The organism is Roseateles sp., assembly GCF_019237615.1.
Classification (GTDB): domain Bacteria; phylum Pseudomonadota; class Gammaproteobacteria; order Burkholderiales; family Burkholderiaceae_C; genus Pelomonas.
On record NZ_JAFAGT010000048.1, the window covers coordinates 137,533 to 148,012 of the forward strand.

Annotated in this window: 11 protein-coding genes; 3 read left to right on the plus strand and 8 right to left on the minus strand. The window is 69.6% G+C overall.

Features of this window, described 5'->3' with window-relative positions:
* Nucleotides 1–134: 134 nt before the first annotated feature.
* Genes JOY88_RS08995 through JOY88_RS09010 form a run of 4 tightly spaced genes read right to left on the minus strand, consistent with a single transcriptional unit; the run spans nt 135 to nt 4,702 of the window.
* Nucleotides 135–2,153, minus strand: coding sequence for an alpha/beta hydrolase family protein (locus tag JOY88_RS08995; RefSeq protein WP_293501924.1), 2,019 nt, complete (start codon nt 2,151–2,153; stop codon nt 135–137).
* A gap of 49 nt (nt 2,154–2,202) precedes the next feature.
* Entirely contained in the window at nt 2,203–2,700 is a 498-nt protein-coding gene (locus tag JOY88_RS09000) for an outer membrane protein assembly factor BamE (protein ID WP_293501925.1), read from the minus strand.
* Between the two features lie 8 nt (nt 2,701–2,708).
* Nucleotides 2,709–3,749 carry a quinone-dependent dihydroorotate dehydrogenase gene (locus tag JOY88_RS09005; RefSeq protein ID WP_293501926.1) on the minus strand — a complete coding sequence of 347 codons (1,041 nt, stop codon included), beginning with the start codon at nt 3,747–3,749 and terminating at the stop codon, nt 2,709–2,711.
* Nucleotides 3,740–4,702: a LysR family transcriptional regulator gene (locus JOY88_RS09010; protein ID WP_293501927.1), complete on the minus strand. Its 963-nt coding sequence runs from the start codon at nt 4,700–4,702 to the stop codon at nt 3,740–3,742. The genes JOY88_RS09005 and JOY88_RS09010 overlap by 10 nt, the downstream gene beginning before the upstream one ends.
* A 101-nt stretch (nt 4,703–4,803) precedes the next feature.
* Here JOY88_RS09010 and JOY88_RS09015 point away from each other — a divergent pair, with 101 nt between their 5' ends.
* Nucleotides 4,804–5,724, plus strand: a complete 921-nt coding sequence (locus JOY88_RS09015; protein WP_293501928.1) for a DMT family transporter — start codon at nt 4,804–4,806, stop codon at nt 5,722–5,724.
* Here the strand turns inward: JOY88_RS09015 and JOY88_RS09020 are convergent.
* The 3 genes from JOY88_RS09020 to JOY88_RS09030 form a co-directional block, all read right to left on the minus strand.
* Nucleotides 5,639–6,181, minus strand: a complete 543-nt coding sequence (locus tag JOY88_RS09020; protein ID WP_293501929.1) for a hypothetical protein — start codon at nt 6,179–6,181, stop codon at nt 5,639–5,641. The two genes, JOY88_RS09015 and JOY88_RS09020, sit on opposite strands and share 86 nt — an antisense overlap.
* Before the next feature lie 4 nt (nt 6,182–6,185).
* Entirely contained in the window at nt 6,186–7,499 is a 1,314-nt protein-coding gene (locus JOY88_RS09025; protein WP_293501930.1) for a hemolysin family protein, read from the minus strand.
* A gap of 108 nt (nt 7,500–7,607) precedes the next feature.
* Nucleotides 7,608–7,925 (minus strand): hypothetical protein, encoded by a 318-nt coding sequence (locus JOY88_RS09030; protein WP_293501931.1) that lies wholly within the window; start codon nt 7,923–7,925, stop codon nt 7,608–7,610.
* An 87-nt stretch (nt 7,926–8,012) separates the two neighbouring features.
* Between JOY88_RS09030 and JOY88_RS09035 the strand changes: the two genes are divergently transcribed.
* Both JOY88_RS09035 and rpiA read left to right on the plus strand, forming a co-directional pair.
* Nucleotides 8,013–9,134 (plus strand): 3-deoxy-7-phosphoheptulonate synthase, encoded by a 1,122-nt coding sequence (locus JOY88_RS09035; protein ID WP_293501932.1) that lies wholly within the window; start codon nt 8,013–8,015, stop codon nt 9,132–9,134.
* A 28-nt stretch (nt 9,135–9,162) separates the two neighbouring features.
* A complete protein-coding gene (rpiA, locus tag JOY88_RS09040; RefSeq protein ID WP_293501933.1) occupies nt 9,163–9,822 on the plus strand; it encodes a ribose-5-phosphate isomerase RpiA in 660 nt (219 codons plus the stop codon).
* 58 nt (nt 9,823–9,880) lie between these two features.
* Here the strand turns inward: rpiA and JOY88_RS09045 are convergent.
* Nucleotides 9,881–10,480, minus strand: a 600-nt coding sequence (locus JOY88_RS09045) for a methyl-accepting chemotaxis protein (RefSeq protein WP_293501934.1), incomplete at its 5' end; no start/stop codon positions are given.

The following is a 10,480-nucleotide window of genomic DNA, read 5'->3' on the forward strand; positions in this document are numbered from 1 at the left end:
GAAGGCTAATTCATCCCTCGATGGGGGCCTAGTCGTCGAAGCCCGGGGAGCGACGGCTCGGGAACACCATGCGGTGCGTCGCCAGCCTCGGCGTCATCGGCTTCGTCGTCTCGCGCCGCCGCCGCGAGGCCTGATCAGGGCTTGGGCGCAGCGCCGCCGATGTGGCGCTCCAGGAAGCGCTCCACGCGTCCCCAGAAGTCCACGTTCGTCTCCAGCGAGCGCCAGCCATGGCCCTCGTTGGGATAGACGATCCACTCCAGGCCCTGGTAGCCCGCCGCTTCCAGGGCTTTCTTCATGCCCAGGCCTTGGCCGATGGCGACACGCGTGTCTTCGACGCCGTAAGCCATCAGCAGCGGGCGCTTCAGCTTTGCAGCCAAGTTGATGGGCGAGTTATCGGCCAACATCTTCGCGTCGCTGACCGGATCACCAACCAGCAATGGCAGGTCATAACTCTTGTAGAGGTCGCCGATGTCCGTGCCGCTGCGGCTGTAGAGGAACTCCAACCCGGTGACGCCGGCCCATTGGAAGCCGCAGGCGAAGATGTCCGGGTCGCGGATCAGACCCATCAGGGTGGCATAGCCACCATAGCTGGCACCGGCGATGCAAATGCGCTTCGGGTCCGCCAAGCCTTTCTCGACTGCCCACTTGGCGGCGTCCGCCAGATCGGCCTGCATCGCCTGGCCCCATTGCTTGCGACCGCGGTTCTCGTGGGGCGCGCCGTAGCCGGTGCTGCCGCGGAACTCGGGCTCGATGACCAGATAGCCCCGATTCGCGAGCAACTGGGCCTGCCCTTCCCAGAACCAGTGATTGCCTCGCGTGCTCGGTCCGCCATGCACCAGCACGACGGCGGGGCGAGGTCCACTGGCGCCCAGCGGCTTGGTGAGCTGGATCGGTATCGACAGGCCGTCTCGCGCAGTGATGCGCAGCACCTCGCGAGGTGCCATGTCGGCCGGGTTGATCGTCGGCTGCGAGCGGAACAGGATCTTGAGGCTCGCGTCGTTGCGATCGTAGAGGTAGACGACCTCCGGCTGCCGGTCCGAGCGCGCCAGCACGAGCATGCGGTTGTCGTTGCGGCAGTCGTTGCATTGGATGCGATTGATGGTGTTCGGCAGCTTCTTGTCGATCTCGCCTTGCAGCGCCTTCATGTCGCGGTCGAACCAGGCCGTGTCGGCCGCATCGGCTTCGTAGGTCAAGCCCAGCAGCCGGTTGCTCTTGGGATCCAGGATGGCTGCACCGTCCCAGTCGTAGCCGGGGATGCTGATGAGCGTGTCTCCGCCACCGAGTTCGGTCGTCTTGAGGCGTCGCACGACACGGATGTTGTCGTTCGGACTGCCTTTGTCATAGGCGCTGACAAGGAGATCGCCACCCGTCAGCCGGGCCAGCGGGAAGGGCCATTCGTCGATGTTGCGCCGACCGGTGAGCCATCGCTTCCAGGACTTGGTGTCCTGGTCGAAGAGGTGGACACCGAAATTGGGGCCGTCGTAGGTGATGCACGCATAGGCCTTGCCGTTGCGGTCGACGGACCAGTGGCGGACGCGTGCAGGAACGTTCTCGGTTTCGAGCCTGAGTTTGCCGGTGCGCGTGTTCAGCCGAGCCAGCACAAAGTTGTCGATCTCGCCGGTGGCATCCCACTGGATGCGCTGCACCATCACATCCTCGCTGCCGTCGTCCAGTACCCGAACGACACTCCATTCCCAGGGCAGCAAGCGGTCGCCTTCCCTCTTGATGGGCGAATCCGACCGCCCCGGCCGCTGGTTGAACTGATCGTCGATGAGCTGCCTGACTTCGCCGCTGGGAACATCAAGCAGCCAGAGCCCGTTGGTGATGGGCTCGTCGCGCAGCTGGTTCGTCTGTCCTACGTGGAAGACCAGCCGCGTGGGCGTCATCCAGTGGGCGCTGACGACATCGCGCGTGCTCACGGCTGCCACCATCCGCGTGCTGTTGTTGTCGCTCAGGTCAACCATCGCGAGCTGGGTCCGCTCGCCAGGGCGGTTCACCAGCACCGCGATCTTGCTCAGGTCGGGCGACATCCGCGGCTCCGAGAACATCGGGGGCTGCACGAAGGCCTCAATGGGTAGCCGGGGCGCCTGGGCGCTGGCGACGAAGGACGAAAGCAGGGCCAGCAGCGCACCGGCCTGTGCAATGAATCTCATGTCTTCTCCCTGATGAGGGGCGAAGGCTAATTCATCCCTCGATGGGGACCTAGTCGTCGAAACCCGGGAAGCGCCGGCTCGGGAACACCATGCTGTGCGTCATGCGCACGACCACGCCATCCTTGAAGTGGACGTTGAAGCGCAGGCCGTAGCCCACCTGGTCGGGCTCGACGGTCCAGTCCCAGACGTCCTCGCCGCTGTTGCGGAAGAACACGCGCGTGCGTTCGTGGCCCAGCAGGCGGCTGACCTGCTCGGGCGTCATGCCCGGCTCGATGCGTGCTTGTCCGGCGGGCGAGAGGCCGTCAACGACGCCCTGCAGCCGGCCATCGGCGCCCAGGCGCACCATGTACGCGTGCCTGCCCATGGGCTGGCTGGAGTACTCCAGCGTGCGCCCGCCGTCGGCCTCGGGCCAGACCCGCACCGGCGCGCCGTAGAGCGCCACGATGTCGGCCTCGCGGCTGCTGCCCGGCTGCAATCGTGCATCGCGGTCGGGCGTGGCACAGCCGGCCAGCAGCGCGATGCAGAAGGCGAGGGCGGCGAGGCGCATGGCGGATCTCAGTGTTGGGCGAGGGCCTTCGCGCATTCGACGACCAGGCCCGGGCCCTTGTAGATGAGGCCGGTGTAGACCTGCACAAGGTCCGCGCCGGCCTGAATCTTTGCGCGCGCGTCGGCGCCGCTCATCACGCCACCGACGCCGATGATGGGGTAGCCCGCCGGCAGCGCGGCACGCAGCAGCCGGATGACGTGGTTGCTGGCCTCGAAGACCGGGGCACCGGACAGGCCGCCCGTCTCGCCCGCGTGCGCCAGCCCCTGCACCTTGTCGCGGGCGATGGTGGTGTTGGTGGCGATGACACCGTCAATGCCGTTGGCCGTCAGCGTGCGCGCGATGACGGCAACCTGGTCCTCCTCCAGGTCCGGCGCGATCTTCACGAACATCGGCACGCGCCGGCCGCTCTGCAAGTCGAGCCGCTGCTTGGCGCTCTGCAGCGCGCCCAGCAGTGCGTCCAGCGCCGCGTCGCTCTGCAGCGCGCGCAGGTTTTTGGTGTTGGGGCTGGAGATGTTGACGGTGATGTAGTCGGCATGTGGGTGCACACCCTCCAGGCCCAGCAGGTAGTCGTCGGCCGCGTTTTCAATGGGCGTCGCGGCGTTCTTGCCGATGTTCAGGCCCAGGATGCCGCCGGCCTGGCGGAAGCTGCGCGCACGCTTCACGTTGGTGACGAAGCTCTGCAGTCCTTCGTTGTTGAAGCCCAGGCGGTTGATCAGCGCCTGGGCCTCGGGCAGGCGGAACATCCGCGGCTTGTCGTTGCCGGGCTGGCCTTTGGGCGTCACGGTGCCCACCTCGATGAAGCCGAAGCCCATGGCGCCCAGGCCGTCGATGCAGCGGCCGTTCTTGTCCAGGCCGGCAGCAAGGCCGATGCGGTTGGGAAAGCGCAGGCCGGCGATCGTCACCGGGGCGCTGACGCGTTCACCGCACCACAGCCATTGAGCAGGCGTGTTCTGCAGTCGGGCGATGCCGTCCAGCGTCAGTTCATGGGCGTGCTCGGCGTCCAGGCCGAACAGGAAGGGGCGGGCGAGGGCGTAGGGGATCAGGGGCATGCCGGCATTGTCTCTTCGCGGTCCCAGGGCGGCACCTCACCCATCTTCTCCAGCATGAAGTCGATCAGCGCCCGCACCTTGGGTGCCGGGTGGCGGCTGGGCAGGTAGACGGCGTAGAGCGTGTCGGCGTCGGCCAGGCCGCCCACCGGCTGCCAGCCGGGCAGCAGCGCACGCAGCCGGCCGGCGCGCAGGTCGGCGCCTATGGCGTAGGTGGGCAGCACAGCCAAGCCCATGCCGGCCAGCGCCGCCACGCGCAGCGACTCGCTGCTGTTGGCCGTGATGCCGCTCTCGAAGCGCAGCGTTCCGCCGGTCTGCACGTCGGCCTCGCCCAGCCCCGCGTGGTGAAAGCGCCAGCGGTCGGGCGACTGTAGGTAGCCAAAGCGCAGGCAGCGGTGGCCGGCGATGTCGGCCACCGTCTGCGGCTCGCCGTGGGCCGCGAGATAGGCCGGTGCCGCGCAGAGCACGAAGCGTATGGCCGCCAGCCGCCGCGCCACCAGCCCGTCGGAGGGCTTGCGCGTCAGCCGGAGCACCACGTCGAAACCTTCCTCGGCCAGGTCCACGTAGCGGTCGTTCAGGCCCAGCACGACGTCCAGCTGCGGATGGCGCGCGCAGAACTCGGCCAGCAGCGCCGTGAACTGCAGGTTGCCAAAGGCCGTGGACACCGACATGCGCAGCACGCCGCGCGGCTCGTCGCGGCGGCCGGCCAGCTCGGTCTCCAGCGCCAGCGACTCGTCGAGCAGCCGTATGGCCCGCTCGTAGACGGCGCGCCCCTCTGCCGTGGGGCTGACGCTGCGCGTGGTGCGGTGCAGCAGTCGCGCGCCGAGCTGGTCTTCCAGCCGCACGACCTGCTTGCTGACGGCGGACTTCGTCGTGCCCAGCAGCCGCGCCGCGCCCGAGAAACCGCGGGCGTCGACGACGCGGGCAAAGGCTTGCAGGTCTTCGAGGCGCCCCATGACTGTGCTCCGTTTGGAAACTCTAAATATGCTTTTTGCTGGATTGTGTCCTGCAATGTTGATTCCTAGAGTCGCGTCCTGCCTCTTCAAGGAGTTGCGCCATGTCCACGTTGACGCCCGGCCTGCCGGCCCGTTCGTTCCCGCCCGGCCCGCTTGAGCGGCTGCTAGCCGCGGTCGCCGCGTCCAGCCTGCCGCTGCTCTTCATCCTGCTGTGGAGCAGCGGTTACGTGGCCGGCAAGCTGGCGTTGCCGCATACCGGGCCGCTGATGTTGTTGACGCTGCGCTTCGGCCTCGCCGCCGCCGTGCTGATCGCCGTCGCGCTGGCCACCGGCGCCCCCTGGCCGCACCGCGCGCGGGCCTGGGGGCATCTGGCCATCGTGGCCCTGCTCATGCAGGTGCTGCACTTCTCCTGCATCTACTTCGCGCTGCAGTGGGGGCTGAGCGCCGGCGTGGCCGGGCTGCTGATCGGCCTGATGCCGCTGGCCACCGCCCTGGGTGCGCACCTTTGGCTGGCCGAGCGACTGAACCTGCGCCAGGCCCTGGGCCTGCTGGGCGGCCTGGTGGGCGTGGCCTGGGTGGTAATGGACAAGCCGCTGGGCGGTGCCTGGCCCGCCTATGCGGCGGCCGGCCTGGGCCTGCTGGGCCTCGTCGCCGGCACGCTGTACCAGAAGCGCTACTGCGCCCACATGGACCTGCGCAGCGGCGCCGGCATCCAGATGGCCTTGTCCGCGCTGGCTGTCGGACTGGTAGCGGGGCCCAGCGAGCATTTCGTGGTCGACTGGACGCCGGAACTGGTCGGTGCCTGGCTGTGGCTGGGCCTGGTCAACTCCATCGCCGCCTTCAGCCTGATGTTCGTCATGATCCGCCGCGGCCAGGCGGGGCAGGTGGCAAGCCTGTTCTTCCTGATCCCCGGCGTGTCGGCGTTCATGGGCTTCATCACCCTGGGCGAGCGGTTGTCGCCGTTGGCGCTGGCGGGCTTTGCGTTGTCGGCCCTGTGCGTGGCGGCTGCGGCGCGGCGGTGAGGGCCGCGACGCCCGCGCAGTCGCGGATCATCAACTGCACCAGCAGGTCCGCCTGGGCGGCCTGCATCCAGGCCGAACTGCGCAGCAGCAGACCCAGGCGCCGGGCGTGCGGGCCGCTGTCGGACAGCAGGTGGACCTCGAAGACGCGCTCGGCCTTGTCGAAGCTGATGCCGACGTGCATGCCCGGTGCCAGCGCCTGCTCGAAGCGCTCGCGCTGCGGGCCGCCGCTTCGCACGACGCGCAGCGTGCACGCCTCGTCCAGCGCGAAGCGGCTGCGTTCGCCGCGCAAGGCCTTGGCGCCCAGCGCGTCCAGCGCCTGCAGCCGCTGCGCGTTGCCGATGTCGAAGGGGTTGGGCGGCACGGTGTCTTCGCTGGGATAACCGTCGCAGGCGCACAGCAGCAGCGCGGCGACGGCGACCGAGAGCCGGACGGTGATGGGGTAACGGAGGACGGCCATCGCGTCACGCCGCCTTGACGGCCGGCTCGGTGGCCGGCTCCTGCAGCCGCGTCGCCAGCACCTTGTCTATGGTCTTGCCGTCCATGTCGACGATCTCGAGGCGCCAACCCTCCCAGTCGACGGTCTCGGCCACGCGCGGCAGGCGGCCGGTCAGCAGCATCATCATGCCGCTGAGCGTGTGGTAGCGGCCGCGCTCCTCCTCGGGCACGGCGTCCAGCGCCAGCCTGTCCTTCAGCTCGGGCACCGGGATATGCCCGTCCAGCAGCCATGAGCCGTCGTCGCGCTGCACGGCCCAGGCCTGCGCCGGGTCGCGCGGCTGGAACTCGCCGGTGATGGCCTCCACCAGATCCTGCAGCGTCACCAGTCCCTGGATCTCGCCGTACTCGTCGATGACGAAGGCCATGTGCACGTTGCTGCCGCGGAAGTTCTCCAGCAGCTCCATGCCGGTTAGCGTCTCGGGCACGTAGAGCGGCGCCTCCATCCCGGCCTCGGGCAGCAGCGGCTCGCCGCGCAGCTGGCGCGTCAGGATCTGGCGCGCGCTCACCACGCCGGCGATGTCGTCCAGGCCGCCGCGCACGACCGGGAAGCGCTCGTGGTGCGAGGCCGCCAGCACGGCCAGGTTGTCATCGATGCCGTGGTCCAGGTCCAGGCAGACGATGTCGGCGCGCGGCACCATCAGCGATGCGATCTGGCGGTCGTCGAGGCGGAACACGTTGCGCACCATGGTGTGCTCGTGGGATTCGATGACACCGGCGCTCGTGCCCTCGGCCAGCAGCGCGTGGATCTCCTCCTCTGTGACGGCGGACCCGCCCTGGTCGCGCACGCCCAGCACGCGCAGCAGCGCGTTCGTCGATCCCGCCAGCAGCGCGACGAAGGGCCGGGCGGCGATGGCCAGTGCCGAGATGGGCCGGGCCACCAGGCGGGCCACCAGCTCCGGGTGCGACTGGCCCAGGCGCTTGGGCACCAGTTCGCCCAGCACGATGGAGAAATAGGTGATGACGACGACGACCAGGCCCGTGGCCGTGCCGCTGGCATAGGCAGCGGGCAGGCCCAGGCCCAGCAGCCGCTCGGCAAGCGGGCCGGCCAAGGCGGACTCGCCGACGATGCCGTTGAGCACGCCGATGGACGTGATGCCGATCTGGATGGTGGAGAGGAAGCGCGTCGGGTCGGCGCCGAGTTGCAGCGCGAGGGCGGCGCTACCGTCGCCCTCGTCGATGAGGCGTTGCAGCCGCGCCTTGCGGGCGGTGACCAGGCCGATCTCGGACATCGCGAAGACGCCGTTGACCAGGATGAGGGCAAGCAGGAGGGCTATTTCCATGAGGGGAGGGGGCGGGGCCCCGAAAGGTGCGCATGCGGGCCGCCCTCGCCGCGGAGGGCGGGGGCGCTGGGAACGGCGAGAGGCAGGCGCGGGCGGGCCGCACCCGCGTCAGGCGCGGTCGTTCCGGCAGGGCGGGCGCAAGGGCTGCGCGAGCGGGGCGTCGAGGGCGAGGCGCCGGCCCAGGCTGGGCGGTGCGACCGGCGGCTGCGGTGCCGCGACGGCCGCCGGATGCGGCAGGCAGTGGTCGGACACGTCGTCCGTCGTGTCGCCGAGTTCCGCGATCAGCACCGTGACGTCGGCGGCCGGTGCCCCAGTGCGGGATTGCGCGGCTCCGTCGTCTTCGACGAACGGCAGCGTGCCAATGGCCGCCAGGCCGTAGGCCGGCAGCAGCAGGGCGATGACCAGGAGTCGGAACCAGCGGCGCACGCGCGGATTCTAGGGGCGTCGCCCGGGCCCGCCCGTGCAGGGCGGCGGCCAAGCGGTGACAATGGCGGGCTTGCCTGGAGCCCTGTGATGAAACCTTTGGACGACCCCCGCCACGACCGTGAAGCCGGCTCCCGCGACGAGACGCGCGACATCACGCGCACCGACGACACCCGCATCGGCGCGGTGCGCGCGCTGATCAGCCCGGCGCTGCTGTTCGAGGAATTGCCGGTGCCCGACGCGGCGCTGGAACTTGTCGAGCAGGCGCGCCAGGAGATCAGCAACGTGCTGCACGGCCGCGACGACCGCCTGCTGGTCATCGTCGGTCCCTGCTCCATCCACGACCACGACCAGGCGATGGACTACGCCCGGCTGCTGAAGGCGGCGCGCGACGAGCTCAAGCGCGACCTGCTCATCGTCATGCGCGTCTATTTCGAGAAGCCGCGCACCACGGTGGGCTGGAAGGGCTATATCAACGACCCGCGGCTGGACGGCAGCTTCCACATGAACGAGGGGCTGCGCCTGGCCCGCCAGCTGCTGCTGGACGTCAGCAGCCTGGGCCTGCCGGCCGGCACCGAGTTCCTGGACCTGCTGTCGCCGCAGTACATCTCCGATCTCATCGCCTGGGGCGCCATCGGCGCGCGCACGACGGAAAGCCAGAGTCACCGCCAGCTCGCCTCGGGCCTCTCCTGCCCGGTGGGCTTCAAGAACGGTACCGACGGCGGCGTCAAGGTCGCCAGCGATGCCGTGCTGGCTGCCAGCAGCGCCCATGCCTTCATGGGCATGACCAAGATGGGCACCGCCGCCATCTTCGAGACGCGTGGCAACCAGGACTGCCACGTCATCCTGCGCGGCGGCAAGGCGCCCAACTACGACGCGGCCTCGGTGAGCGCGGCCTGCGAGTCGCTGAAGGCCTCGGGCCTGCGCGAGCAGGTCATGATCGACTTCTCGCACGCCAACTCCAGCAAGAAGTACGAGCGCCAGGTGGATGTGGGCCGCGACGTGGCGGGCCAGATCGCCGGCGGCGACGCGCGCATCACCGGCGTCATGATCGAGAGCCATCTGCAGCCGGGCCGCCAGGACCTGGCAGCGGGGCAGACCCGGGCCGACCTCAAGCCCGGCGTGTCCATCACCGACGCCTGCCTGGGCTGGGCCCAGACCGAGCCGTTGCTGCGCGAGCTGGCTGCGGCAGTGCAGAAGCGCCGCGGCTGAAGCGGCGCATCCACGCGAAAATCCCGATATGAACCAAGACCAGCTCAAGCAACTCGTCGGCCGCGCCGCCCTTGAATACGTCCCCGCCGGCCAGGTCCTCGGCGTCGGCACCGGCTCCACGGTGGACTGCTTCATCGACGCCCTGGCCGGCAGCGGCGTGGTCATCCCCGGCGCGGTGTCCAGCTCGGAGCGCTCGACGCAGCGCCTGCTCAAGCATGGCATCCGCGTACTCGACGCGGCCGAGGTGACGGAGCTGGCCGTCTACATCGACGGCGCAGACGAGATCGATGGCCGGGGCTTCATGGTCAAGGGCGGCGGCGCCGCGCTGACGCGCGAGAAGATCGTCGCCGACCTGGCTCGGACCTTCGTCTGCATCGCCGATGCGTCCAAGCTCGTCGCCACGCTGGGCAAGTTCCCGCTGCCGGTGGAGATCATCCCGATGGCTGCGGCCCAGCTGACGCGGCGCTTCGCCAAGCTGGGAGGCGACGCGAAGCTGCGTGCGGGCGTCGTCACCGACAACGGCGGTCACATCCTCGACGTGACGGGCCTATCCATCACTGATCCGCTGGCCTTCGAGGCCGAGGTCAACCAATGGCCCGGCGTCGTCACGGTGGGCGTGTTCGCGCGCCACAAAGCGCAGGTCTGCCTGCTGGGCGGCGCGGACGGGGTGAGAACGCTGAAGTTCTGAGCCCGGTGTTCGGGGGCTGAACGACAAGGGCGCCCTTGTCGTGTACAGCCCGCAGACCTTAGAAGGTCTCCCAGTCGCCGTCGTTGGCGGTCGCTGCAGGTGCCGGCACGGGCGCGGGCCGCGGCGCGGCAGCGGGCGAGGCCTTGGGCGCGGTCACGGCCATTGTTGCCGCTGCGACGGGCTTGACGGCCGGCTTGGCTGGCGTGGGCTTGGGCATGGGCTTGGGCTTTGTTGCCGTCATCGCCGGCGCCTTGGCGGCCGGCGCGCGGGCTGCCGAACCGCCCAGCCTGAACACGGCTATGGCCTCGGTCATGCGGGCCGACTGTTCGCGCAGGCTCTCGGCCGCGGCGGCGGATTCCTCCACCAGCGCGGCGTTCTGCTGAGTCATCTGGTCGAGCTGCACGACGGAGCCGTTGACGACGGCGATGCCCTCGCTCTGCTCGCGCGCCGCGGCGCTGATCTCGCCGATGATGTCGGTCACGCGCTGCACGCTGCTGACGATCTCGGTCATCGTCGCGCCAGCGTTCTGGACCAGCGCGGTGCCGCTCTCGACGCGCTCGGTGCTCGCGCCGATCAGGCTCTTGATCTCGCGCGCGGCCTCGGCCGAGCGCTGCGCGAGCAGGCGCACCTCGCCGGCGACGACCGCGAAGCCGCGGCC